20 protein-coding genes and 2 pseudogenes are annotated in these 24,645 nt (G+C 59.0%); 9 read left to right on the forward strand and 13 right to left on the reverse strand.

Annotated elements, in window-relative coordinates; genetic code table 11:
* Nucleotides 1–434: 434 nt before the first annotated feature.
* A complete protein-coding gene (locus ACPYOJ_RS05035; protein ID WP_481415258.1) occupies nt 435–1,397 on the forward strand; it encodes a hypothetical protein in 963 nt (320 codons plus the stop codon).
* Nucleotides 1,398–1,403: 6 nt separating this feature from the next.
* On the opposite strand, the gene ACPYOJ_RS05040 is transcribed toward ACPYOJ_RS05035, so the two are convergent.
* The 5 genes from ACPYOJ_RS05040 to ACPYOJ_RS05060 form a co-directional block, all read right to left on the reverse strand.
* A complete protein-coding gene (locus ACPYOJ_RS05040; protein ID WP_481415259.1) occupies nt 1,404–1,907 on the reverse strand; it encodes a hypothetical protein in 504 nt (167 codons plus the stop codon).
* 512 nt (nt 1,908–2,419) lie between these two features.
* Complete coding sequence (locus tag ACPYOJ_RS05045) at nt 2,420–5,416, reverse strand: hypothetical protein (protein WP_481415260.1); 2,997 nt, start codon at nt 5,414–5,416, stop codon at nt 2,420–2,422.
* Nucleotides 5,417–5,551: 135 nt separating this feature from the next.
* On the reverse strand, nt 5,552–5,737 hold the full coding sequence (locus ACPYOJ_RS05050; RefSeq protein WP_481415261.1) for a helix-turn-helix transcriptional regulator: 186 nt from the start codon (nt 5,735–5,737) through the stop codon (nt 5,552–5,554).
* A gap of 179 nt (nt 5,738–5,916) precedes the next feature.
* The gene (locus ACPYOJ_RS05055; protein WP_481415262.1) at nt 5,917–7,245 is read right to left on the reverse strand and encodes a tyrosine-type recombinase/integrase; all 1,329 of its coding nucleotides are present in this window, start codon (nt 7,243–7,245) and stop codon (nt 5,917–5,919) included.
* 4 nt (nt 7,246–7,249) lie between these two features.
* Nucleotides 7,250–7,591, reverse strand: a complete 342-nt coding sequence (locus tag ACPYOJ_RS05060; protein WP_481415263.1) for a hypothetical protein — start codon at nt 7,589–7,591, stop codon at nt 7,250–7,252.
* Between the two features lie 552 nt (nt 7,592–8,143).
* Between ACPYOJ_RS05060 and ACPYOJ_RS05065 the strand changes: the two genes are divergently transcribed.
* Entirely contained in the window at nt 8,144–8,362 is a 219-nt protein-coding gene (locus tag ACPYOJ_RS05065; RefSeq protein WP_168833668.1) for a hypothetical protein, read from the forward strand.
* On the opposite strand, the pseudogene ACPYOJ_RS05070 reads toward ACPYOJ_RS05065, so the two are convergent.
* Nucleotides 8,351–8,521 (reverse strand): annotated as a pseudogene (locus ACPYOJ_RS05070) (ATP dependent DNA ligase); the annotation flags it as partial. The gene ACPYOJ_RS05065 and the pseudogene ACPYOJ_RS05070 sit on opposite strands and share 12 nt — an antisense overlap.
* A 38-nt stretch (nt 8,522–8,559) precedes the next feature.
* Nucleotides 8,560–9,945: an FAD-binding oxidoreductase gene (locus ACPYOJ_RS05075; RefSeq protein WP_481415264.1), complete on the reverse strand. Its 1,386-nt coding sequence runs from the start codon at nt 9,943–9,945 to the stop codon at nt 8,560–8,562.
* A 1,013-nt stretch (nt 9,946–10,958) separates the two neighbouring features.
* On the opposite strand from ACPYOJ_RS05075, the gene ACPYOJ_RS05080 reads away from it, so the two are divergent.
* From ACPYOJ_RS05080 to ACPYOJ_RS05100, 5 genes are all read left to right on the forward strand, one after another.
* Nucleotides 10,959–12,821, forward strand: coding sequence for a PAS domain-containing sensor histidine kinase (locus tag ACPYOJ_RS05080; protein WP_481415265.1), 1,863 nt, complete (start codon nt 10,959–10,961; stop codon nt 12,819–12,821).
* Nucleotides 12,822–12,995: 174 nt separating this feature from the next.
* Nucleotides 12,996–13,643: a response regulator transcription factor gene (locus tag ACPYOJ_RS05085; protein WP_481415290.1), complete on the forward strand. Its 648-nt coding sequence runs from the start codon at nt 12,996–12,998 to the stop codon at nt 13,641–13,643.
* 85 nt (nt 13,644–13,728) lie between these two features.
* Complete coding sequence (locus ACPYOJ_RS05090; protein ID WP_481415266.1) at nt 13,729–14,100, forward strand: response regulator transcription factor; 372 nt, start codon at nt 13,729–13,731, stop codon at nt 14,098–14,100.
* Between the two features lie 875 nt (nt 14,101–14,975).
* Complete coding sequence (locus ACPYOJ_RS05095; protein ID WP_481415267.1) at nt 14,976–15,914, forward strand: LysR family transcriptional regulator; 939 nt, start codon at nt 14,976–14,978, stop codon at nt 15,912–15,914.
* 34 nt (nt 15,915–15,948) lie between these two features.
* A complete protein-coding gene (locus ACPYOJ_RS05100; protein ID WP_481415268.1) occupies nt 15,949–16,656 on the forward strand; it encodes a peroxiredoxin-like family protein in 708 nt (235 codons plus the stop codon).
* Nucleotides 16,657–16,932: 276 nt separating this feature from the next.
* Here ACPYOJ_RS05100 and ACPYOJ_RS05105 read toward each other — a convergent pair.
* Nucleotides 16,933–17,239 (reverse strand): annotated as a pseudogene (locus ACPYOJ_RS05105) (ATP-binding protein); the annotation flags it as partial.
* 226 nt (nt 17,240–17,465) lie between these two features.
* Here ACPYOJ_RS05105 and ACPYOJ_RS05110 point away from each other — a divergent pair.
* On the forward strand, nt 17,466–18,518 hold the full coding sequence (locus ACPYOJ_RS05110; RefSeq protein WP_481415269.1) for a glycosyltransferase family 2 protein: 1,053 nt from the start codon (nt 17,466–17,468) through the stop codon (nt 18,516–18,518).
* Nucleotides 18,519–18,717: 199 nt separating this feature from the next.
* Here the strand turns inward: ACPYOJ_RS05110 and ACPYOJ_RS05115 are convergent, their stop codons facing one another.
* The gene (locus ACPYOJ_RS05115) at nt 18,718–18,924 is read right to left on the reverse strand and encodes a helix-turn-helix domain-containing protein (RefSeq protein WP_481415270.1); all 207 of its coding nucleotides are present in this window, start codon (nt 18,922–18,924) and stop codon (nt 18,718–18,720) included.
* Between ACPYOJ_RS05115 and ACPYOJ_RS05120 the strand changes: the two genes are divergently transcribed.
* The gene (locus tag ACPYOJ_RS05120; protein WP_481415271.1) at nt 18,830–19,132 is read left to right on the forward strand and encodes a DNA cytosine methyltransferase; all 303 of its coding nucleotides are present in this window, start codon (nt 18,830–18,832) and stop codon (nt 19,130–19,132) included. The genes ACPYOJ_RS05115 and ACPYOJ_RS05120 overlap by 95 nt on opposite strands.
* A 106-nt stretch (nt 19,133–19,238) precedes the next feature.
* Here ACPYOJ_RS05120 and paoC read toward each other — a convergent pair whose 3' ends face one another.
* The 4 genes from paoC to yghX form a co-directional block, all read right to left on the reverse strand.
* Nucleotides 19,239–21,437 carry an aldehyde oxidoreductase molybdenum-binding subunit PaoC gene (gene paoC, locus ACPYOJ_RS05125; protein WP_481415272.1) on the reverse strand — a complete coding sequence of 733 codons (2,199 nt, stop codon included), beginning with the start codon at nt 21,435–21,437 and terminating at the stop codon, nt 19,239–19,241.
* Nucleotides 21,438–21,439: 2 nt separating this feature from the next.
* The gene (locus ACPYOJ_RS05130) at nt 21,440–22,390 is read right to left on the reverse strand and encodes an FAD binding domain-containing protein (RefSeq protein WP_481415273.1); all 951 of its coding nucleotides are present in this window, start codon (nt 22,388–22,390) and stop codon (nt 21,440–21,442) included.
* Entirely contained in the window at nt 22,387–23,025 is a 639-nt protein-coding gene (paoA, locus tag ACPYOJ_RS05135; protein WP_481415274.1) for an aldehyde dehydrogenase iron-sulfur subunit PaoA, read from the reverse strand. Before paoA ends, ACPYOJ_RS05130 begins: the two co-directional genes overlap by 4 nt.
* Before the next feature lie 677 nt (nt 23,026–23,702).
* Complete coding sequence (gene yghX / locus ACPYOJ_RS05140) at nt 23,703–24,587, reverse strand: YghX family hydrolase (protein WP_481415275.1); 885 nt, start codon at nt 24,585–24,587, stop codon at nt 23,703–23,705.
* Nucleotides 24,588–24,645 lie beyond the last annotated feature (58 nt).

Raw genomic sequence — 24,645 nt, forward strand, 5'->3', positions numbered from 1 at the left:
TTGGCGCGCGTGGCTGTGGCCGTTTGCCGAGTCTCGGGAGAGAAGTCGGCAAAAGTCGTCCATCGGTAGCGATGCCCGCATCAGGGACAATGTCCGCTTCGGATCGAAAGCAGTTGTGCGCGGTAATGCATCGGTTACTGCTCATGGCGCAACGCTGACATCGCGCGATCAATCGGCTTGGTGGCATTCGAAACGAGTGGGGAGATATTCCTTGTGTCTGTGATCTCCTCCGGTGCCGTCCCAGTTCGCCGGAGAGCCATGGTCGCGAGGGAAAGCCCATCAGTGCAATGAATTTTATCCCATGGATGGTAAAGCCGTTATGCTCTCTGGGGAAAAGCTATCAAACTATAGTTCGATTGCCGAGAATGAACTAATCTCCGAGCCTCAGCCAACACTAGACTGGATTGGATGTGTTTTTCACTGAAGAGCACCGCGTGCAGTTTGCCATCGCGGCACGGGGAACCCAGCGCGGCGGGGATGCTGCAATCAACTGCAGCGCGCGCACAAAGTCCGGCAAACTCTGCAAACGGCTCCCTGTCAGCGACGGCAATGGCCGATGCATCATGCATTGCGGTCCGGTGCTCGCTCGGCGATATCGTGAGCGACAGCGCCAACAATTCATGGCGGGCAAACTATCTGCAGAAGTATGGCTCAAAGCGGAAGCCAAGCGAGCGGTAAATCGGCAGCGAGAAACGTGGCGAAAGAACGCTTGGGCAAGGGGCAGCACGATTAACCTTGGTGCGCATGAGGTGGCGTTTCGCGATTCCATCCGGGAGCACGGATGCAGCGTCGAGCAGTTAGCACCGGCAGTGGCCGATTGGCTGCGTTGGCGTTTCCGGCGTTTGCAAATCGACCGCCGTGCCGATGATTCCTGGCAGCGTCTTGTCACCGGGGAACTGATGGAACGCTGTCAGATGGCAGGTCCGGCCCCTTCCGCGGCACCGGCTGCGTTCATGCAAGACAACGTGCCCGCGTCCAAGTCCAGTTTGGCCGCTGTCGATAGTAATGATGAAATGGGGATGAATGCCGTGGAAGAGTTCGGGGCAGGCCTGGGGGACGGACTTGGGGATCAAACATCCGGATTCTGGCGCGCAGAACAGCCGGTCGCGACATCCAAGCGTCAGCAGATTGATCGGCCAAAGCGGCCTTCGGTCATGAGGCCGCCAACGGCGCTGCGGCGCGGACGGCCGCGCAAGACGGAACCGACTGCGGCGGAGGGCGAAGAACTAGTGCTTCTGGCTTACCGGCACCGCGACATGCTGCAGCGGCTCTACATCCGCTGCGAATCGGAGCGCGACCGGATGACGGTGCTGTATGCGCTGCGCGATATGTTGGCGCGGCCCGAAGACCGCGCCGCCACGGAACGCTGGTGGGCGCTCGTCAGGAAGTTGCTATAAAGGCGGCTAACCAACCCCTTGCGTTACCGCCATCAGAAGCCCCTGTCCGTTCACCTCCACAAGCACATAGCCCGCCGGCAGCACGACGCTCCTTGCCTGCGCCAAATCTCCCCGCTGCAGCATATCCTGAACGACATGGAAAAGTGCCTCGTCGGGGTTGCGCTTCAGCAAATCCTTCCATGCCTTCGGCGGGTCGATCGAAGGGAATGAGGCAAGCGTTTCGGTCCCCTGCGGTGTACGCACGGCATAAAAGAGGATGGCCGCCTCCGAAATGTCGCTGAGGGCAGCGCGCTTGGCTTCCGGATGCTTTGCGTGTTCCACCTGCCCTTGCAAGTACTTGCGTGCATCCTTGCCGCGCAAAGCACGGACAACTGTGGCCCTGCCGTGTTGCGCACAAAGCGTCCGCCAGGCGTCATCAGCGATGCGGTACCAAAAGCGCACGGCGGGTGACTGGCGTTCGCGGGGGCAACTGTAAACGTCCTCGCGGATAGTCGGCGTGCTAATAGTCATGGTTTTGTCCTTTCCGATTTAGGCGCCGGGCACAGTGCTCGCGGCGTCGGGTATCGGTTTGGGCGAAGGATTCCATCGAGTTCGTCATTTTCAGTTCCTCATAGTGCTTGGTGGTTCGGGGCTGTTGATTGTCAGGACTCGTCCAGCATTCGCCCTGTGTCTGTGCTAAAGGGTGCGGTTCTTGCAGGTACGCTCCAGCACAGGGCGACGCGGATGACGCGGGGGTGACGATCCTCGCGTCACCTTTTTAGTCTTGTTTTTCAAAGACCTATGGGAGGGGTGACGAGGGTGACGGGGGTTTTTCTCTTTTAAGACAAGAGAGAGAGAGAGAGAGAGAGAGAGGCCCGTTGGCGATGGGTGCACCAGCTGTGCGATGCGAGCCGTTGCATGAAATGCAAGAAACCCCAAAGATCTCGTCACCCCGTCACCATCGTCATAATGCATTGTTTCTGTTCGTCTTTATGGTGACAGGTGAACATCACCGCCCTGTCACATCTACCACCGTCGCCGCATCACCCCTGCTGCGCCATTGCTGACGGGGGCACTGCGTCCACGTCCGCAAGCGAGCGAATGATTCGCAAGCGCTCGTTCTTCGTCCGGCGAAATGAAACCTCAATGCACCATGTTTCGCGCAGTGGCCCTGCGGCCCGGTCCAACGCTGCTGTGAATTGCGGAATAGTGTCGATCCGTCCAAAGCTTGGCCCCGTCATATACCGCAGCTTGTCGTACAGAGCGGATGTTGTTCCTTCCCAGGTCGCCCCCACCCCCTGTTGCCGAACGAGTTCCCGAACGCGGTACGCTACTGGATCTTCCTCCAAGTGCCGCTCATTGGCTTCGATGCAGTTTGCGTTCAGCGCTTCGAGGCACAGTCCCAACGGCCAGCCAGACGCCCAGGACGCCGCTTCGGCGACAAGCGCTGCATCAACTGCGCGTGGCGTGCTCGGCAGCAGTCCAGCTTCCTCGGCGCGCAGGAGATTGGGATACCGCTGCAGCGCCAGCACGGCCATGTCCAGAAGATCCGCCAACAGGTGCGGCAGATCGCGCTCCCATTCCGCGTTCAGATTGGCTTCCGACCGGCGCTTGCCGACCGGGGGCACACGCAGAGTGTAGGTGCGGCTCATCAGGTCCGCGCGCTTAACGAGCTCTTCCTTGACCGACGTGAAGACGAGGCTGGTCCGGGCCGTGTGGATCGCCCTGTCGGCGTCCGAATAGAGCCTGCGCGTTACATAGCCCGCGTCCGTGGCCAGCGCGCAAAACGCATCCGAATGCCGTGCGATGTTGGACAGGTTGTCGAGGACAAGCAGCGTCTGTTCTGCAGCAAACGCAAAGAGGGACAGTTCGTCGGAGGGCAGAGACGTCAGCACCGGTGCCGCATCCGGGTCCACCAGCGCCTTGATCCTGCGCGCGGCGGACGTCTTTCCGGACCCCTGCAGCCCTGCAAGTAAGATATGCGGCACCGTCCCAGGCCTGAACAGTTGCGCAAGGAACAGCATGGTATAAATGGCCCGCTGCTTCACGCCCTCATCGTTAGGATCATTCCGATCACTCACCGGCGCGAGGCGGATATGCCGCCCAAGGCGCTCGAAGAAAGTCACGCCGTCATTGGCACGGACGGGCCGCGGCAACGGCTTCGCTTTGCTGCGGTTCGCCATGTGCGCCGGGGCGGTGGACGCGGGAATAATCCGCCAGCCCGCGCCGTCGACCAATACCACTTTTCCATCCCTGTCCATGAGGTTCAAGGTCAGCACCGGGCGGGCCGGATCATCATTCTGCCATTGGCGGAAGAACACGTCCTGTACGGGAGCCGCGTACGCTCTCGCGCGCAGGAAGTCCTTGAAATTGTTGGCGGCCGTGCCGATAAGATCGCACCCGCGCTCCCGCGACAGCCAACCACGAACAGCGTCGAAGCCGTCGCCCCCGTCGATACAATGAAGTCCCCCTGCCAGCTTTACCCACGTTCGACCGGCAGGGCTGCGGAAAATCTCCGCACCAGCACTCCGGATAAGGGTGAATGCTTCCTCATGTGCTGGTGGGTCTTTCTTTTTGCCCTTGCTATTGCCTTTCTTTTCTTCTTCCACCCTTGAGGCACTCGCGGCAGCACGTTCGATCACTCGATCCAGGTCTTGTCTAATCTCGACCCCAGCAAATGCTTCCTTGGCGCACGCTGCCCGGAAACCGTCCAGAAGAGGGTCAATCTGCGCGTATCCGCCGTCATTTTCCCTAAACAGAAGCCCGACCAGCGCGGCAAACCCCATGCGTGGCGATTTGATACCGTCAAACAGGTCGCAATCATGAACCACGTCGCCGCCCCACTTACCGCACCATTCGAGGAACCAATTGCGAGCGTCCGCTTCCCACGGCGTGCCGAGCGACGCTCCGCGAACCATATGCGCGACGTCCACCTGAAATTCGCGGTCATCGTGCCACACCTGTGTGCCATTCGGCAGCAAATGGAGCGCCAATTCCAGCAATTCGCCGCGCGGCGCCAGCATTTCTGCGGCTGTTGCCGGATCGCCGGAGGCCGAACTGCTCTTGTGGCGTGCCCGCCCCGGCAGCCCAAGACGAACAGCTACCTCCTTGAGTTCGGCGCAAAGCTTAACATGGTCCCACGTTTTGGCATCGGGCTTCGGTCCGAGCACCGGCACGGCAAGGGCCAGCTTGCACCCGCGCGCACGCTTACTCGCATTGGGGATGTTGATCGAATACGGGGTACGCAAAACACGACGGGCGTCATGCACCAGATCAGAACCGAGAGCAGCGAGCACGTCGGCGATCAGCGTACCCGATGCCTCGATATCTGAACCAGCCTGAGGCGCGATGCGGAACCAAACATGATATCCGTTGCCCGAGTGCAATACCATGCAGGGGTCCAATCCCCGAAGCGCCTGAATGGTCCGTGACCAATCACTGTCGTTCGGCGGTGCAGACGTAAAGTCGAGATCGACAACAACAAAAACGCGCTGCGCCACATCCTCATTTTTCCCATGATGATTGCGGCCCACAAGTTCCGGGCGGCGCGGGTTAACTCCAAAATATGACCCGTAACAGCCGTCCCACTTTGCCATAAACGCGGCTACTTCGCCTGTATCGACCGCCAGCACCTGCGCAGTCTGCCGCGTCAGGATCCGTCTAACCGGAGACAGCGCGACAAACTCAATCAGACCGCTTGTCCCATGCAAATCAGCGGCAAGCGCCACCTGACGTTCTGAGACCCCCGCCCGCTTCCGCGCGTCCAGCAACTTCAGGTATGCTGCGGCGGGCGTCAGGGTGTCACCGCGCACCGCTTCGGCGATCTCCAGCAAGATCGCTTTCACCGCCTTGAAGAAGCTTTGGTCCAAGTGCTGTTCAATCAGCCGCGCGACCTCTTCCGCGCCGGGGGCATAGCCCAAGTCCGCAAAGACGGCCTCTGCTGGGACGGATGGCGCTTGCGCGCCAACCGACGGCGAATGATTGGAAATTTCGATGCGATGCGGCGTTCCCGCATCGGCTGACTGCCCGATAGCTGGCATGTTAAATCCTGATTGTGTTGTGAGTGCCGCGCCCGATCGGCGTTTTCTCAGGCGATTTACCCTGCCCTACCGGTAGCTTCGGCCGGGCATCCTGGGTTTAGGGCGCATTTCTGCCCCGCCCGCTGTGCTGCGGCTTTAGCTGGCTAGAAGTTGTGCCTCGACGTCTGAAGTGCGCCACTTGTTGTGGCCAAAGCGCTTGATCGGTGCGGGAAACTCACCCTTACGAACCATGCGGTAAAGCGTGGTTTCGCTGATCCTCAACGCCCGGCAAACTTGTTCGGTACTCATGAGGAGAGGAATGCTGTTTGCTGCGTTGTTCATGTTGCTCTCCGCGATCTGTCTTGGCTGTGCAGGAACCGTCCTGCACAGCCAAGCTCATTCAGACTCGATACATTTGCAACAAAAAACCAACATAAATTAATGACATGCATGTATTTTCTGACAAAGCAGACAAACATTTGACAAGGCAGGCAACTTTCCACAGGCTGCACTCGTCGCTGCTAGACACGTAGCGGGATGACGTTTTCCGAATCATGTGATTCGGCGAATCCCTGCCACGCCTGCAGCAGGCGACGCCGCTTTTCGATGGCATCGCCCCGACGGTAGGCGCGTTCGGTCGCATTGGCGACTTGATGAGCCAAGGCCCCTTCGATGATCTCCCAAGCGAAATCGGTTTGGTCGCCAGCCCAGTCACGGAATGATGACCGGAAGCCGTGCGCGGTGAACGCTCCTAACCCCATGCGCTTGAGCACCGCCGTCAGCGTCATGTCCGACATCGCTTTGCCCGCCTTTAAGCCGGAGAAGACGAACGCGGTGGGGTCGACGGGCGGCGGCTGCGCCGGATCATCGTGCGGTCCCGGACCTACGCCACCCCAGCGCATGAGCGTCAGCAACTCAACCGTGCGGCCGCACAGCGGCACGCGATGCTCACGCTTGGCCTTCATACGCGCTGCCGGGATGACCCACACCTTGGCATCCAAGTCCACTTCCAACCAGACCATTTCCCGGACTTCGCCGGAACGGGCGGCAGTAAGGACAAGGAACTCCAAAGCTCGGGCAGCGAAACCGGCCCGTTCGCGCAGACTAGCCATGAACGCCGGTATGTCACGATACGGCAATGCGGCATGATGCCCGCGCACAAGCTTGTTTGGCGGGGGCAGCAGCAGCGACATATGCCCTTTCCACCGTGCAGGGTTCTCTCCGGACCTGTCACCCTGCACGGCGGCGAAGTCCAGCACCCGTTCGATCCTGCCGCGCACCCGTCCCGCTGTTTCAGCCCGCGTTTGCCAATGGGGTTGCAGGCAGGCCAGAACGTCCTCCGTCGTGATCTCGTGCACCGGCTTATCGCGAAGCGGGCCGCAATAGTCCGGTGCCGGTTTGCGGCTGCCTTTGGCCCTTGCGGTCTTAGCCGGTCCAAGCAACGTCATCCGCCATTGATCGCCGTGCTTCCTGTTAGAGAAGCCCGCCCCGTGCACGGCCAGGAACGCTCGCGCGCAGTCGCCGAACGTCTTCCGCGCTGGTGCCGGGTCGGCAATCCGCAGGCGTTCCGCGGCTTCCTTGCGCCGTCCTTCAATGGGATCGCCCCCCGCCCGGATCTGTCGCCGGGCATCTTCCGCAGCGATGCGCGCATCCGCCAGCAGCACCGCCCCCTTGCCAGCTGGTCCGAGGCCCATGTCCTTGCGCGCCCCTGCAAACCGGTAGCGTAGAATCCACTGCTTTGACCCGCCGGCAGCCACCCGCAGATAAAGCCCGCCGCCGTCAGCATAGAGGCCCGGTTCTATCGCCGTGTCGACAAAGCGTGCCGTCAGCTTGTTGATCGCCCGTGCCATCAGTTCAGCCCTCGCTCATGTACCCGTTGTGCCAAGCGCACAGAAGGGCCTCCGGCAGTTTGGTGTGGGTGGCCACCTGTTGGTACGAAAGCTGCTTGTTGCACAGCAGTGCGTACAGGGCTTTGCCCATTGCTTTGGCTTCGCCGCCATGCGGAAGCATATGACGAGGCTCCCCCCATTCGATGAAACTGTGTGCGATGAGACCGGGCGCGAGCTGGGTCCTTCCGCTGCCAGCATCCCGTGCGAGATCCGCGTCCCAGTCGGCAAACCGGGACCAGTCAACACGATCGGGCGAACCATCCGACATGGAGAACGGAATCACGTTGCTTGCTGTTGGTTCAATCACAGTACTTGCCCATCCTTTTATCCACCTTTGCCCATCCTTTTATCCACCAAACTTCATGAGCTCGCGGGATAGAGTCTGACACGGATTGAAACGACAAGACAAGTACAAGGTTGATTCTATGTAATATTTTATTTTAGACGTGATCGAAGGAGACGGGACGAGACAGAGCGTGAACCGTGCATGTGGCGGCCACCTCTTCCGCCAGGTGCTTACTCATATAGTTGATATTTCACGATAAAATAGAACACCAAGGCCCAGTCCCACTTTGGGTCACACTTTCTCCCGCGTGTCTGACCGGAACGCGGCAATCAAGACCGCGCACGCCAAATTCGCTCGCGGAGGCAGGTCCTCAATGATCTCCCAGCGAACGATACGCGGATCGACTTCCTCCGCGGCCCTCATGTATTCGGAGATATGGAAGGCCATTCGCTCTTCCGGCGTACAAGCGGGGCTTCGGCTCGCCCCTTATGGCAAAGAGAACTGGGATGACGATTGACTCCCCAGGCCTGTGTGCGACTGTGGCTTAGCTCAAAATCACTGGCAGTTACAGCCATGACCCCAGAACGATTTTCCGAATGCCTTCTTCATATCCGATGGACGCCGATCAACATCGCATCGGCGCTCCAATGCGAGCTGTCGTGGATCGAAGCGCTCGAAGCCGGGAATGAGCAAATTCCCGCAGGTTTGGCTGCCTGGTTGGAAACACTGGCACAAGCACACGAGGCGCTGCCGCCGCCAACGACTTACTGCGGCAAGAAATCAAAGCTCTGACCCGTCGGGGGCAAAGTCCATCAATTGGTCGATCGCGGCTTCGTCCTGCTCCTCCCGTAGCCCCTTATACGACGCGTGCCGCAGCTTCCCGTTATAGGTCCAGGCGCGATACTCGATCTCGGCGATAAGTGTAGGTTTCACGAAAACAGGGTCGCGCTTCTACAGCCTAGATTGACCAACTGAGCGTCTGTCTTGGTTTAGGCGGCTGGTCGAATATTTTGGTTAACTCGGAAGAGATTGGCAGGATCGTATTTCTTCTTGATCGCAGCTAACCTCGGGTAGTTGTCGCCATAACTTGCCTTAACGCGCGCTTCGCCTTCGTCGTCCATCATGAAGTTGACATAGGCGCCGCCGGGATTGAATTTGTGGACCGCCTCCCAGTAGGCCCGGCCCCAGCGCGTCAAGGCCCCTGCCTGCTGCGGATTGGAATCGATCCCCGCGATCACCATTGACCAGTTGGCATCCCTCGCCCCCCAAGCCGTCTCGTCACTTCTGACACGGCGAACGGCGCCATCGATTGGGTAGAGATGCATCAGCGATAGTTCGCTCGGCGCCTTTGCCGATTCCGAGATGTAGGTATCGATTGCCGCGTCCGGGAGGTCCTTCACGAAATCGCCCTTCCAATACCATTGCAGGCCCTTCGGAAAAAACGGGTCGAATAACCCCTGCATAGCCGGGAACGGCATCACCCCCATCCAATTGAAGAAGGGCGCCGGAAGCTTGTCGAGGAGCGGCGCCAGCGCGCGTCTGCCATCCTCTTCGGTCCCGTTAAAGCTGGAGATTATGGCGCAGGCCCGCTTGCCCCACGCCTCGCGCGGGAACGGGTCCATCGACGGCACCGTCTTCAGCCCGACAAAAACACCGAGCTCTTCGGGCGACTTCGGCAGGAAGTCGCGATACGCACGCATGATTTCCTTGCCGTGGAGCGCGGCGTCCCAGAAAATCGGCCCGGCAAATACCATCTTTACCGGATGGGCCTGGAACAGAAAACTCGTCACCACCCCAAAATTGCCGCCGCCGCCTCGAAGGGCCCAGAACAGATCCGGGTTCTCCTTCTTACTCGCTGTCATGAAGCTGCCATCGGCCAAAACCACGTCAGCTTCAAGCAGGTTGTCAATGGTGAGGCCATACTTCCGCGTCAGATAGCCCGAGCCGCCGCCAAGCGTCAGCCCCGCGACCCCGGTTGTGGAAACGATGCCGAAGGGGACAGCGAGCCCAAAGGCATGGGTGGCATGGTCAACATCACCTGACGTACAGCCGGGGCCAACCCGCACAGTCCGGGTTGACGGGTCGACGCGCACACCTTTCATTGTCGATAGATCGATGACCAACCCATCATCGCAGCTGCCAAGGCCAGGGCCGTTGTGGCCGCCACCGCGGATGGCGACGAGCAGCTCGTTGTCTCGACCAAAACTCACCGCAGAAATCACATCAGCAACGTCAGCGCAGCGAGCAATCATCAATGGGTGCTTGTCGATCATGCCATTGTAAAGCTTGCGGGCCTCTTCATACTCAGCATCGCCGCGTTGAATGACACTGCCGCGAATTGTTCCAGCGAATTTTGTCACATCCTCATCGCGCATGATCTTTCCTCCTAGGATTATCAGTGGCTTAGCAGATGGTCGGCATCGAAGTGGGGCGTTAAATTTATCACGAACCAAGCCAACCGAAAAGTGACAACGCGTTTCGATCGGTTGAAGGCGGTGGACGAAGCATCTTCATTCCCGACCTGCACATCGATACCCTGAAGGTGAAGGCGAGGAATTTTCATTGATGAAGGTAATGTGCGGTTGTTTTGTGCACGAAGCTGGCGCAATCAGAGCCAAGTGTCCGCTGCCGGCCCATTGCGGTCATTGCGAACCCCGCTCTTTCTTACCTCACCAGATGATCTATCTTCGTCCCGATATCCTCAGAGAGGCGATATGGCTGAGGCAGACGAGAACAAGGATGCGGCTCGTGCGACGCTGGAGCAACATCGACGTGTTGCAGACTTGTCGGCCGAGCTTGAGAGGGTATGGCCCCGATTTTCGAGGCAATTGAAGGAGCACGGGCTGGCGAGGCCGTGGAATTCAACGGAAGGAAGCTTGTGATCAAAGGCGTCGCATAGCGAGGCTTATTGTATCAGCGACACACGAGGAGTATAACACAACTGGACCGCCAAGTACGGCAGCAATGAACGACGCATTGGTCGTCCTTGACACAGCACCGGCTACATCACACCGGAAACTTTAGCGCTCGATCTATACCAAAGTGACATGGCACATCGAGCGCCGGACGCGGATACGGATATGAGGCACTGAGGGTCGTTCATCATCCGGATGAATAACTCAAACTCATTTTCACGATCTAGCACCTCTGGGACGAAGTGGTTATTTTGCGCGCCAACGTACTCGAAGGAAGCTTCGGCTGAAGCAACCCTCGCCGGTTGCTTTGACACCAATCACGGACCAGTGCGACGCGCGGGCATCGAAATTCAAAGCAACCCGAGTGGGAGTTCACCGGAATTACGGTGTCTTCCATTCAAGCCTGCGAAGTTAATTCGCGATGATACGTGATTCAACGCTGCGCCGGCTGGCGCGAGAGAGATGTATCGGACATGAGTGAGGCGCGATCCGCGTTGGGGAGCGACTCGCCCCATACCGGCTTTGGGTGCGACAGCGTCCCGGCATTGATCTGCGAGATCGATCTCGATTGCGGCGGGCGCAGATTCAATCGCGCCTGGGAGCTCTTCACTGGAATCGCCCCTGCAGACCTCCTCGGCGACGCGTGGCTGAACGCGGTGCATGAAGAGGATCGCGAGACCCTCGGCTATGCCGCCGGCTCGGAAGAGGACACGCGCTCGGTCGACATCCGGATTCAGGACCGAAATGGTCAGTATCATTGGTTTCTAGTCAATATCGCCCTGCCCACCGACGCCCATCTCCCCTGCTCGTCGAAGACTCTCGTCGCGCTTCCGATCAACGAACGCAAGGCTTCCGAAGCTGCACGAGATGCGGATTCGGCAGACATCCGCATGATGCTCCAAAACATGCCTACCATGATTTGGCGCACGACGGCGGCCGGCGAGATGGACTATGCAAACGAACGATATCTCGCGCGCTGGGGTCAAACACTCGCCACCATCATTGGCGGGGGGTGGAAGGACTCGGTTCATCCCGATGATCGCGATGGCATCGTAAGCTACTGGGCCAACCACATCGGAACCGACGCTGACGGAATGTATGAGTTCCGCGCAGGCTCCCCCGAGACCGGATATCGTTGGTATCTCTCCATCGCCACACCTCGCCGCGACGAGAACGGGAATGTTGTTCAGTGGTATGGCGCGACCTTTGACATCGAGGACAGAAGGCGTGCTGAACACCAGCTCCGCCGGAATGAAGCATTTCTCCGCCAAGGCCAGCTAATCAACAAGTCGGGCAGCGTTGGCGCAAACCTTCGGACCGGTGAGCATCACTGGTCGGACGGAGCCTACCGGATTCTGGAGTTTGACCGGGAAGTGACGCCAGGGTTCGAGCCATATCTCCAGCGTGTTCATCCCGACGATATCGACCTCGTTCGGGACAAGCTTGAACACATAAAGCGCAACGAAAGCGACGTGGAATTCGAGCACCGACTTTCCTTCCCCGACGGTCGGATCAAGTACTTGCGAGTGTTGGTCAAGCCGGCGCCGGGTGAGGACGAGCTGAACGCCGTCGGCGTCATCATGGACGTCACCTCAGCGAAGATGGCCGAACAGGAAATACATCGCGCCCAGGCTGAACTTACTCGCGTCACACGCATCGCTACGATGGCGGAGTTGACCGCGTCGATCGCGCACGAGATCAATCAACCCCTTTCCGGAATCCTCACCAACGGCGAGGCATGTCTGCGCTGGCTCAATCGCGCCGAACCAGACATCGCGGAGGCGAGAGAGGCGATTGAGCGAGTCGTCGTCGGTGCCCGACGCGTCAGCGATGTCGTTCGGCAGCTTCGAGCGATCTTCACCCGCAAGGAGCCGGCTCCGACCAAGTTCGACCTGAACGACCTGGTGAGGAGCACCTTGCCGCTGCTGCGTTCGCTTATCAATCACCATCGGGGTTCGATCAGTCTCGACTTGGCGGACGACCTTCCAGCAATTTTCGCGGATCCCGTGCAGATTCAGCAGGTCGTCATCAATCTCCTGGCGAACGGACTGCAGGCCCCGAGGAAATCTGATGCGGGCGAACGTCGAATCACCATCGAAACCGCGCGGGATGAGGCCTGCGTCACGCTTCGTGTCAGCGACGACGGGCTCGGGATCGATGAGGCGCATCTGGCGAACATCTTCGAACCATTCTTCACAACGAAAAACGACGGCATGGGAATGGGGCTGTCGATCTGCCGGTCGATCGCCGAATCGCATGGTGGCCGGATGTTCGCCGGCGCAAATGCGGCCGGTGGGGCGACTGTAGGATTCGCGCTTCCGATCGAGCCTAGTTGACGTCCGTGGTGACCATCATGACCAAGACCTTCGTTTCTCAAACTATACAAATGTTCAATAGGCGGCGCTCCAGGCTTAGGTTAAGTCGAAAACGCCGTTTTATTGGCAAATTCGAGAATACCAACCCTGCGAGCGATGGGGCTGAGATTGCGCGTAATGTCGAACACGTCCGCCATGCAACCGAGCTCTAGCGCCGCGCCGATCGTACTCATCGTTGACGACGATGAGCTGGTCCTAAAGTCCATCGATGGTCTTGTCAGATCCGCGGGATATCGGTCCGCTCTTTACGCAAGTGCGGTCGAACTCTTGTCAAAGCCCCTGCCTGAGGGCGTCCGCTGCCTGGTTGCGGACGTGCGCCTGCCCCTCGTGAGTGGGCTCGACCTTCAAGCCGAACTCGCCAAGCGCGGAGAGCGCGTACCCATCCTGTTTATAACGGGTCATGGAGACATACCGATGTCGGTGCGGGCGATGAAGGCCGGTGCGGTGGACTTCCTATCGAAACCGTTCCGCGACCAGGATCTAATGGACGCGATCGCATGCGCGTTGCTCGAGGATATTCGGTTGAAGGAGCTGGAGAGCGAGCTCGAATCCCTCCGTGCGCGATACGAATCGCTGACATCGCGCGAGCGCGAAGTTCTGCAATTGGTCTCGTCCGGGCTCCTCAATAAGCAAGTGGCAAGCGAGCTCGGGTTAAGCGAGATAACGGTCAAGCTTCATCGCGGGAGCGCGATGCGCAAGATGTGCGCTCAGACGCTCGCACAGGTCATCAGGATGATGGAAGCGATCGAGCGAGGCACCCTCCAAGACCATACTCCAGTATAGGCCAGGCAAACACACGTTCGATTGTCGTGCCTCTCATCGACGTTAAACTGCAATCCGTATTTCCATGCTTCCTGAAAGGAACCCCTTGAGCGCGAGTATCGCCATCGCGATCGTCGACGACGATGAGCTTGTCCGGACCTCGATAGCCGGCTTGCTGCGCTCGTTTGGCATTCGGACTGCGGCCTTTGAGTCCGCTGATGCGCTGCTCGTGGCCGGCGCAAACGGCTTCGACTGCGTCGTTTCTGATCTCCAGATGCCCGGGACCAGCGGCCTCGAGCTGAGGCGCCTCTTGAACGACCAGGCAGATGTCGTGCCCGTCATCATCATGACGGCCTTCCCTGAGCGCGCGAACGATGCACGCCGCCTCGGCGAGCATTTCCCATTGATCGAGAAGCCGATCGATAGCGCGCAGCTGATCGCCTGTATCGAGGATGTCCTTGGATGTCGGGTCGGCTGATCCGAAAAGCGTCAGGTGGCTGCGCGATCCGGAAGCATATTTTGGTCGGGCTTGAACTTGTCGGCAGCGTCGGGATCGATGTTGAAGGAAATGTCGGCGCCTGATGTCGAGAACCTCGAGATCATGATAGCAGGGACGCGCTCCGGGCCAGCGACATCACGTCCGTGATGCGAAGCTCAAGGAGTCGATCAGCGAGCTTTTTTTGCCCTTGGCATCATCAAGAAATCCCAGACGGCGTTCGGCGACGTCAAGGCGACGTGCTTGCACGCGAAGATCCGGCGCATTTCGTACGCAGCAATTTCCGCTCGATTATCTAGAGATTGACGTGACCAGTCTGACTTCCAAGACAGCGCTAGCGTTCGACGCTCTCCTTTGGTCGAGCGAGTGACAGTCGCTATTAATGTCGCGGATGCGGAAGAATTCCGCGGCTGAGAACGTCAAAACGCCGTCCGGAAGATACCCCCGAGGCCGGTGTGACCGGAAGAAGTACTCATCCGATCCGCCCACGAACGCGGCCATCCAAATTCAATGGAGTGGTGCGACTGCAATAACCCCTTTTTCTAAGGGGTAGTTAAAGCAAACCACTGTATAGTTTCCAACCGCCAAGTTTTCATGAATAAAGACTGCATCGAAAGGTGGAGGTTTCCAGGATGCTAGTCAACGACACATGCAATTCCACCAGGGCAGCGTCGCGGGGCGTTGTCAATATCACCTCAAATTCTCCCACTCTCGCCGCGGGGCCTCGACAAGGGATGCGAGTTGGCCCTGATCACAAGCACATTTTCGTGCATGCGGAGCGGCCAATGCTTCCTGCGGTTTCGCCAACGCGATTACATGTCCTCATCAGCGACTTGAATAGGAGACGGTGAACACCAATGGAACTCCATCAGGTTCGGTACTTTCTGGCCCTTGCAAACACGATGAATTTCACGCGTGCGGCGGAGATGTGTAACGTGACGCAACCGGCGCTGACCAAGGGCGTGCAAAAGCTGGAGCAGGAACTTGGGGGCGAGCTCATCTACCGAGAACGTCAACTTACTCACCTCACTGACTTGGGCAAGGCGGTGCTGCCCATGCTTGAGCGCGCACTTGCATCGACTGAGGCGGTTCGACGCCGAGCGCGTGAATTTCAGCAAAAGGAAGTAGCTCCCTTAACGATCGGTCTCGCCCCATCCATTTCCGCTTCGCTCGTTGTCGAGCCCATCGCTGAGATCCGCAAATTCGTCCCCGGCCTCCATGTCGAGCTTCGAGAAGAGCCGCCAAGCCGCCTTGTCGAGCTTCTGCTGGAGGGCGAAGTAAATGTCGCCTTGGTTGGTGATCTCGACGAGAGACCAGAAAGAATCGACGATTGGACGCTGTTCGAAGAGCGCTATGTCGCGGTTCTCGCCCCGTCGCATGAACTTGCCGATCTTCCGGCGATCGGAATCGAAGCGCTTCGCGAAGCCGCTATCCTGAATCGCTCCTACTGTGACGTGGCTCGGAAATTTCGCCGTCTCTGCTTTCCCGACGCGCCGCCGCATCACAATCATCGAAGCTGCCGGGACTTGCACCTGCAACATTTGGCAGCGGCGGGGTTTGGAATAGTCCTCGCTCCCGAGCATATGCCCCGTTTACCCTCGCTAAAGGCGCTTCCGATTGAGGGTGACCCGGTATGGCGAGAGGTCCGGCTTCTTGCGGTCCAGGGCCGACGCTACTCGCCAGCGCTTGACGCCTTTGTAAAGGTCGCGCGGTTGCGCGACTGGTCTCTTCATACGGGATCGCCTCTGCAAACCGAGCGTCACAGCCACCTCGAAGCGACCGGTATGTCCGCATGAGTCCACATATTGCCCATTTCTTACGATACCCGGTATGCCGATGACCGTCGAATTGATGTCTGACCACTTAACCAGGACCCTCAATCAAGTGCGTAACGAGCTCATGGCCGGGTTCAGTGACGCCGACCGGGAATCCTACCTCTTTCTCGTCGATTGGCTCCGCAAGGCAGACATCGCCTCGCACGCATTGCAGGTTGGCGACACGGCGCCAGATTTTCTTCTACCCGATGCAAATGGACGACTTCATTCGTCCGAACAGCTTCGTGGTGAAGGGCCGCTTGTGGTTAGCTTCTATCGGGGGGGATGGTGTCCATTCTGCAACGCGGAGCTTCGCGCTCTTCAGGCGGTCAAGGCCGAATTTGATAGTCTGAAGGCGAACCTCGTCGTGGTGTCTCCCGAGACCCGTGATCTGCCGAGGCAACTGAAACGGCAGTTGAACCTCGACCTGACGATGCTCGCGGACGTCGACCATGGCGTGGCGATATCTTATGGTGTCTTGTTTCGCGTCCCTGAGGAAACCAAGGCGCACTACTCGGGGCAGGGTTACGATTTCGGGCACCGTCACGGATCGACGGAGTGGATGCTGCCAATTCCGGCGACTTTCGTGATCGATCAAGACGGCATAATCAGAGACTCCTTCGTCGAGCCTGATTTTACGATCCGCCAAGAGCCGTCCGACATCCTCAACAGAGTTCGCGAACTTGCCCCTCGGAGCGGCGAGAATTCAGCGCACTCTTGGTGACTACTACTAACGCTCCAATTAGAGGTTCTCAATGCCAGCGATGGCACATGCTATCGCGAGAGGCAGAATTCGGAGTGCCCCGCCGCGACGCATGGTGCGCTCAGATAGGAAGTGGCCTGGGCCTGGCCTGGCGAGGGAGATCCCGGCAGATGGACTTCTATCGCACGTTCCAGGTTGCCTCGGGCTTCTATCTGGCGGTTTTCGTGTTGATTTCCGTGCGGACCTGAGCCGGTTTTTCCACCGAGAAGTGAGCCACCTCTGAGTATGGTTTTCTGATCAGGGTTTGGTCAAGGGATTGCCGTTTTCTCCTCTCTTCTGGGCTGCTGTGGCCGAGCTGGCTTTGAAGCGGAAGCTGTCGTTCCCGGTTTCCAAGATATGACAACCATGGGGTCAGGCGGTCGAGGAGAGCCGTCGTCATTTTGGCGTCGCCGAAGACGCTGGCCCATTCGCTAAAGCTGAGGTTGGTGGTGATGATGACGCTAGTGCGCTCGTAAAGCTTGCTGAGCATATGGAGGAGCAGCGCGCCGCCTGACGCGCTAAATGGCAGGTATCCGAGCTCGGAGTGGACGAGACGATTGGCGATCGCTATGTGGCTGTTCCGGGTGGCCGGTCATTCAGAAGCCATAAAGCTGAAGACGCTCGTGGCAGTACAAACGGATCAAGCATGATCTTCATCACCGGTTGGTCAGCATGTCCGTGAGGGCAGCGTTTTCGCCTTAAAGGCCGCGCTTGCCAGGAACAAATTTTATCCACAGGACCTGAATGAGAAGGTTCGCCGCGAACCAAAGCAGATTGCGAGGTTCAATGCAATGTATTCCCGCCCAGACCTTGTTTCAGTTTCCATTGTTATTGCGAACTACAATTATGGACGCTGCATCGACAGCGCGTTGGAGCAAAGTTACGACAATGTAGAAGTCATTGTCATCGATGATGCCTCGACGGACGACACGGCCAATGTCGTCGCCTCGTATTGGCCGCGAATCAAGACATGTCCGCGGGGAGTAAATGGCGGGCATGCCGCAGCGTTCAACACCGGTTTCGCGTTGAGCCACGGTAAGATCGTGATGTTTCTCGACGCCGATGATTACCTCTATCCAAATGCGATATCTGAGGTAATCGATGCCTGGGAAAACAATACGGCCCAGGTGCAGTTCAGATTGCACATCGTCGATGAGCATATGCATGAAAAGGATGTGTTTCCGCGTCCGGAGGTACCGTTCGATTCTGGCGATGTCACGCCGAAGCTGCTGCAAAAAGGCCGCTATCAGACCACCGTCACGAGCGGCCTGGCATTCAAACGGTCCGTTCTTGACACCATCATGCCAATTCCGGAAAAGGATTTCAGGCAAGGGGCCGATGGATATTTGGTCACCGTTGCGCCCCTACATGGAGACGTGACGTCGATCGATGACTGCCTCGGTGCTTATCGCATGCATGGCGCCAACCATTCTGCCTTTGCAGAACAACTCGGCCAACGCGCACGTTGGCGGGTACAGCATGACTTTCATCGGCTGGAGGCCCTGTCGGATCAGGCAGCCGAGATCGGCCTGGAGGTGCGGCCGGACGTCGACCTCCATGATCCCATCCATTTGGAGGAGCGCTTGGCATCACTTTGCATCGACAGGCAGCAACACCCTGTCGCCGGCGACTCCAGGTTTGCCCTGGCGACTGCCGGCGCGGTTGCCAGCCTGGAAATGAACGCATCCCGACGACGCCGTGCGATGCTGGCAGCCTGGTTCCTTTCCGTCGGCGTCCTCCCTCGTCACATGGCGAAAGCCATCCTGTCATGGAAGCTTGTCGCCTCATCGAGGCCCAACGTCCTGCGGCGCCTTTCGAAAACTATCCGCCATGCCGTGGGATAGGTCGCCTTGGAGAATTTACGCAAGCGAGTTTCGGCTGCTTTTATCGGCAGGTCGCACTTCATTCAGCGCCACATTCCCCAGCCGGGCTCGTGTGGCTCTCCCTGATCTTCCGGCCTCAAGCGCTGATCTCTTCTCTCTACGCTATCGGCATCAAGGCCTTGCGGTTCACGGGGCTGTGTTGTCCGAGAAGCAAGGCTAGTCATTGGCTGCCCTTTGCGTGATCGGCTCGATATTGCGTCGGAGAAACGCCCATAATCCACCGAAAGGTGGCGCTAAACGCGCTATCGGAAAGGTAGCCCAGCGAATCGGCTATGGAGGAAATTGGCTCACGACCGCGCCGGGGCCGCGCAGCAGCGAGGCGCATCCGCCAGGGATTCCCTGACACGTGGGAATTCATCGGCGGCATCGGATCTGTCACCGATCAGCTCGGGAATGCCGTCGTCCCTGCCGTTGGGCAGGCGATGAGACTGGCAATGTTGTCGGCGTTGAAGGGATGGGAGATCGACTGGGAGCGGATGATGAGTATCCGCCCGGCCAAACGGATATCGGTCGCAGCGCCTCCGCTTGCCGAGGTATCAGGTTTAGATCTTATAGACACTCTGGTCACGATTTAAGGAGCTGGAGAAGAAATCGGCGCATCGCTGCATGCGCCGATTTCCTTGTACTTCAGCAGGAGTGCGAATCCGTAAGGGCATCGCGGGCGCAATTTGATCTGCTTTACTACGTCACGTCGGGCAGCTCGCCGATCAGCTTGTCGAGCGTGATCGGATAGTGCCTGACACGGATGCCAGTCGCGTTGTAGATCGCGTTGGCGATCGCCGCAGACACCCCGCAAAGGCCAAGCTCCCCAACGCCCTTGGCCTTCATCGGCGACGACATCGGATCGGCCTCGTCCATGAAGATCACTTCCTGATGGGGGATGTCCGCATGCACAGGCACCTCGTACCCCGCCAAGTCATGATTGACGAAGAAGCCGCGACGCGTGTCGACGGCAAGCTCCTCCGACAGTGCCCCGCCAGCTCCCATGGTCATCGCACCGATAACCTGGCTCCGGGCGGTGATCGGGTTGAGGATGCGCCCGGCTGCACAGACGGCCAGCATGCGGCGGATGCGCGTCTCGCCCGTGGCGCCGTCGACGCGGACTTCTACGAAGTGGGCTCCGAAGGTCGACTGCTGGTGCGTCTTCGTCAGGTCGCCCCAGTTCATCGTGTCCTCGCCGACGAGTCCCTCGTCGCCAGCGGCGTCGGCGAGCGCAACGGACCGATTGCCGGAGCGGACCTGCCCGTTCTCGAACACGGCGTCCTCGGAGTTGAAGCCCAACTTGCTTGCGACTGCCTCACGGAGCTTCACACAGGCCGCATAGACGCCCGACGTCGAAGAGTTCGCACCGAACTGGCCGCCGGATCCTGCCGACACCGGGAAGCGCGAGTCGCCGAGCTGCACGGCAACCTTGTCGATGCCGACGCCCATCATCTCTGCAGCGGTTTGCGCAATGATCGTGTAGCTGCCAGTGCCGATATCCGTCATGTCGGTTTCGACCGTGACGACGCCCTCGCGGTCGAGCTTCACACGAGCGCCCGACGGAATCACGAGGTTGTTGCGGAAGGCAGCCGCAACGCCCATGCCGACCAGCCAGTTACCCTCCCTGCGCGATGCCGTTTTCGGCCTCTCACTCCAACCGAACCGCTCGGCGCCGAGGGTAAGGCAACCATTAAGGTTGCGTTGGGAAAATGGACGCTCCGGATGTTCCGGATCCACCTGCGTGTCGTTGACGATACGGAACTGGATGGGGTCCATCCCCACCTTTTCGGCCATCTCGTCGATAGCGATCTCCAGCGCCATCAGCCCTGGTGCTTCGCCCGGCGCGCGCATCGCATTTCCTTCCGGAAGATCGAGCGTCGCAAGCCGCATGGCTGTCATGCGGTTGGCGCCCGCGTAGAGAAGCCGCGTCTGGTTGACCGCCGTCTCCGGCCCGCCTCCTGGAAGATCGCCCGACCAACTCTCGTGAGCGATCGCCGTAATCTTGCCGTCGCGCTCGGCACCGAGGCGGATGTGCTGGATCGTCGCCGGACGATGGGTCGTGTTGTTCGGCACAAAGGGACGCGGGAGCGCGACCTTGACCGGACGGCCGACCGCCTTCGAACCGAAGGCTGCAAGAACGGCGTCGGCACGTAGGAAGAGCTTGCCGCCGAAGCCTCCGCCGATAAAAGGCGACATCAGGTGGACCTTCTCCTTCTCGATCCCGAGCGTCGTCGCCAGATCGGTCCGCCACCAGTCGATCATCTGGCTCGAAGTCCAGACTGTCACCTCGTCACCGTCCCAGACGGCTATGGACGCATGCGGCTCCATCATCGAGTGAGACTGGTCCGGTGTTGTGTAACTCTCGTTCAGGGTAACGGGTGCTGACTTAAAGGCAGCTTCGAAATCGCCGACGGCGGTGTCAGGCTCAGTGGATTCGTCCGGCTTTGCGGCGGACGCCATCGCTGCCCGAAGATCGAAAATGCCCGCTTCTTCTTCGTAGTCCACCTTGACCAGCGCCGCGGCTGCGCGGGCCTGTTCGAATGTCTGCGCGACAACGACGGCGATGGCCTGGTGGTAGTGTTGGATCTCGGCGCCGCCGAACAGTTTGGCGGTATTGAACTTGCCCTTCTCCAGGTTGCCGACGTCGAGGGTCGTGACAACCGCGAGCACCCCAGTCGACTTCTTCGCGTCGGACGCATCGATCGACTTCACCCTACCTTTGGCGATGGCAGTCCCGACCGGGTAGCCATAGACATAGGGCGTGTTCTGGTCATGCCATTCGTAGGCATACATCGCCCGGCCAGTGGTCTTGAGTTGGCCGTCGATGCGATGGATCGGTTTACCCACCATCTTGAGCTGGTCGATCGGGTTGGTCGTTGCTGGCTTGTCGAACTGCATGATTACCCCCTTGCCTCCGCGATGACAGCCCCGAGTGTACGCTCGACGAGGTCGACCTTGAAGCGGTTCTGCTCGGTCGGACGGGCGTCTGCCATCAGGACGGCGACTGCAGCCTTGGTGCCTTGCGGAAGTTTTCCGTCAGCCTCTTCGACGCGCCAGGGCTTATGGGCGACGCCGCCGACAGCGACACGGCCCGTACCATCGGGATGGATGACCGCCCCAACCGACACGAGGGCAAAGGCGTAGGACGCGCGGTCTCTTACCTTCCTGTAGATGTGTTTGCCGCCGATCGGCGGTGGAAGGACGACAGTGGTGATGAACTCGCCAGCTTCGAGAACGGTCTCGATATGTGGGGTCTCTCCGGGAAGACGATGAAAATCGGCAATCGGGATCGAGCGTGTCGTCCCGTCCGCCTTGATGGTCTCTACCACTGCGTCGAGCGTCCGCATGGCGATCGCCATGTCACTCGGATGTGTGGCGATGCAGGCGTCGCTCGTTCCTACCACCGCGTGCTGTCGGGTGAAGCCGCCGATTGCCGAGCAGCCGCTGCCTGGCTGACGCTTGTTGCACGGCTGGTTCGGGTCGTAGAAGTACGGACAGCGTGTCCGCTGCAATAGGTTTCCGGCAGTCGTCGCCTTGTTGCGAAGCTGGCCGGACGCACCTGCGACCAGGGCACGTGATAGGAGGCCGTAGTCGCGGCGCACCGTCTCGTGCGCGGCAAGCGCCGTGTTTCTGACCAGGGCACCGATGCGGAGACCGCCCTCCTTGGTCGGTTCGATCCTGTCGAGGCCGAGCCCGTTCACGTCGATCAGGTGGGCCGGCCGTTCGATCTCGAGCTTCATCAGGTCGAGAAGATTGGTGCCCCCGGCGATGAACTTTGCATCCGGATTGGACGTGGCCGCTTTTGCAGCCCCTTCAACGGAGGTGGCGCGTTCGTAGGTAAAGGCTCTCATACTTCGAACCCTCCGACTTCCGAGATGGCGTCCAGGATGTTGGAGTAGGCCCCGCAGCGACAGATGTTGCCGCTCATGCGTTCGCGGACTTCGGCGGCGGTGAGCTTCGCCGGGCCTGTCAGGTCGGCGGTAACATGGCTCGGAATATTCGCCTTGATCTCTTCGAGAACAGCAATTGAGGAACAGATCTGACCGGGCGTGCAGTAGCCGCACTGGAAGCCGTCATGCTTGACGAAGGCCGCCTGCATCGGGTGAAGATTACCGGGCTGCCCGAGACCTTCGATCGTGGTGATCTCGTCACCCCCGTGCATGACAGCGAGCGTCAGGCAGGAGTTGATCCTGTGACCGTCGACTATGACGGTGCAGGCTCCACATTGGCCGTGGTCGCAGCCCTTTTTGGTCCCGGTGAGATGCAGGTGTTCCCTCAAGGCGTCGAGGAGCGTCGTCCTGTTGTCGACTTCCAGTTCCCGCCGTTCACCGTTAACGGTGAACGCCACAGGCGTCGTGAATTTCATATCGTCTTCCGCTGGCTGGGCCGCCGCGCTACTTGCAGCGGTCCCCGTGACCACGACCGTAGCTGCGGAGGATATAAGAAGCTCTCGGCGAGAAAGTTCCAGTTGGTTGTAATTCGACATGTCGGCTCCCGTCGGTGGCGTGGGTGAGCTAAGGCGAAATGCAATCAGGTTGTTTCCTGACATAGGGCCTTCAACAGCAATGATTAAGTGCCATCTGCCGCATGGCCTTATCGATGCCATTCATAAATAAGTGTTGGCTGCGTGAGCGCGCACTGCGGGAAGTCCGATTATCGAGGCCCAGTTCAAGAAAAAGCCGATCACGGACTCGTTGAAGTCCCACATGTCGAGCGTGTAGGACAGCATCAGCTTTGACCCGAACGCCATTTCGGAACAGGACGGTAGGCCATAGCGCGATAGCCGCCGCGAGCGTCCGACTCCCGATCGACCGGATCGCGCTGTCGCGGGAGATGCGAAAAAGCCGCCGGCTAACCGTTCGAGAACACTCAGGATCTCTGCAACGGCGCCGACATTTGGAGCTTGACCGAGTTCGCGAAGCCAGCATCCACCGCAGAGGGTTTCCCATTCGGTCGACCACGCCCTGGCAGCTTCTTTGACGACCTCTAGGGCATATCTCCTTTCGGTGACCTCCTTCCGAAGCCTCTCGATTTGCATGGCCGATGCCGCACCCAAACCTGATCATGCTTTATGATCGTCCGGAATTCCTTCGGACGGATGTCGATCGCGAGACGCTACGGGTTTTCGAGATTTATCGATAAAGGATAAGTTGGGGATTGGTATCAGAGATATTTCTTGAGCCAAGCCACCGTGCGATCCCAAGCCAAAACAGCCGCCTTTTCATCGTAGCGTGGCGTCGAATCATTATGGAATCCGTGGTTTACACCGGCATAGACATAGGTCTCATAGGTCTTGCCGCTGGCTTTGAGCGCCTCCTCATAGGGAGGCCATCCTTCGGTGATGCGCTGATCGAGTTCTGCATAGTGTAGTTGCAGAGGCGCGTTTATCTTCGAGACGTCGGGAAGCGACGGTTGACGGCCGTAGAAGGCAACGGCGGCAGTAAGTTGAGGAAAAGCGACCGCCGCGGCATTTGCTATGGCTCCGCCATAACAGAAGCCGATTATGGCGACCTTTCCGGTTGTGTGCTCGCTCTTCGCCAAATATTCGATCGCGGCAAAGAAATCACTTCTCAGTTTATCGGGATCGATTTTCTGCTGAAGCTCCCTGCCTTTTTCATCACTCCCGGGATAGCCACCCACGGAAGTCAGGCCGTCGGGCGCCAGCGCGATAAATCCCGCTTTGGCGATGCGCCTCGCGACATCCTCGATATAGGGATTAAGCCCTCGATTCTCGTGGGCGACAACGACAGCCGGAAGTCTTTCTTTTCCGGTGGTCGGCATGACGAGATATCCTCGCACTTGGCCATGCCCATGCGGGGATGGATAAGTCACATATTCGGCTTGTAAATTCAGATCGTCGAATTCGACCTGTTGTGCAAGCGCATAATTTGGGCTCATGGAAGCCAGAATGGCCGCCGCCGTCAAACCGCCGTCCGCATATTTTTTGGCACGGTTGAGAAATTGATATTTTGTAATTTCACCATGCGCATAGCCGTCATAGAGATCGAGAAGCTCTTGTGGAAAGTCCTGCGAGGTAAGGCGTCTCATGCGAACTCCGGTGCCTATGGGGAAGGTCAATATTCTTCCGCCAGGCGCAAACTGAATT

The organism is Rhizobium sp. SVR5-9E (assembly GCF_056755095.1).

Bases quoted from the DNA above. Each gene is read 5' to 3' on its own strand.
- ACPYOJ_RS05040 (WP_481415259.1), bottom strand. From the start codon at position 1,907: ATGACTATTAGCACGCCGACTATCCGCGAGGACGTTTACAGTTGCCCC.
- ACPYOJ_RS05045 (WP_481415260.1), bottom strand. From the start codon at position 5,416: ATGCCAGCTATCGGGCAGTCAGCCGATGCGGGAACGCCGCATCGCATC.
- ACPYOJ_RS05050 (WP_481415261.1), bottom strand. From the start codon at position 5,737: ATGAACAACGCAGCAAACAGCATTCCTCTCCTCATGAGTACCGAACAA.
- ACPYOJ_RS05055 (WP_481415262.1), bottom strand. From the start codon at position 7,245: ATGGCACGGGCGATCAACAAGCTGACGGCACGCTTTGTCGACACGGCG.
- ACPYOJ_RS05065 (WP_168833668.1), top strand. From the start codon at position 8,144: ATGACCCCAGAACGATTTTCCGAATGCCTTCTTCATATCCGATGGACG.
- ACPYOJ_RS05075 (WP_481415264.1), bottom strand. From the start codon at position 9,945: ATGCGCGATGAGGATGTGACAAAATTCGCTGGAACAATTCGCGGCAGT.
- ACPYOJ_RS05080 (WP_481415265.1), top strand. From the start codon at position 10,959: ATGAGTGAGGCGCGATCCGCGTTGGGGAGCGACTCGCCCCATACCGGC.
- ACPYOJ_RS05085 (WP_481415290.1), top strand. From the start codon at position 12,996: ATGCAACCGAGCTCTAGCGCCGCGCCGATCGTACTCATCGTTGACGAC.
- ACPYOJ_RS05095 (WP_481415267.1), top strand. From the start codon at position 14,976: ATGGAACTCCATCAGGTTCGGTACTTTCTGGCCCTTGCAAACACGATG.
- ACPYOJ_RS05100 (WP_481415268.1), top strand. From the start codon at position 15,949: ATGCCGATGACCGTCGAATTGATGTCTGACCACTTAACCAGGACCCTC.
- ACPYOJ_RS05110 (WP_481415269.1), top strand. From the start codon at position 17,466: ATGTATTCCCGCCCAGACCTTGTTTCAGTTTCCATTGTTATTGCGAAC.
- ACPYOJ_RS05120 (WP_481415271.1), top strand. From the start codon at position 18,830: ATGGAGGAAATTGGCTCACGACCGCGCCGGGGCCGCGCAGCAGCGAGG.
- ACPYOJ_RS05115 (WP_481415270.1), bottom strand. From the start codon at position 18,924: ATGCCGCCGATGAATTCCCACGTGTCAGGGAATCCCTGGCGGATGCGC.
- paoC (WP_481415272.1), bottom strand. From the start codon at position 21,437: ATGCAGTTCGACAAGCCAGCAACGACCAACCCGATCGACCAGCTCAAG.
- ACPYOJ_RS05130 (WP_481415273.1), bottom strand. From the start codon at position 22,390: ATGAGAGCCTTTACCTACGAACGCGCCACCTCCGTTGAAGGGGCTGCA.
- paoA (WP_481415274.1), bottom strand. From the start codon at position 23,025: ATGTCGAATTACAACCAACTGGAACTTTCTCGCCGAGAGCTTCTTATA.
- yghX (WP_481415275.1), bottom strand. From the start codon at position 24,587: ATGAGACGCCTTACCTCGCAGGACTTTCCACAAGAGCTTCTCGATCTC.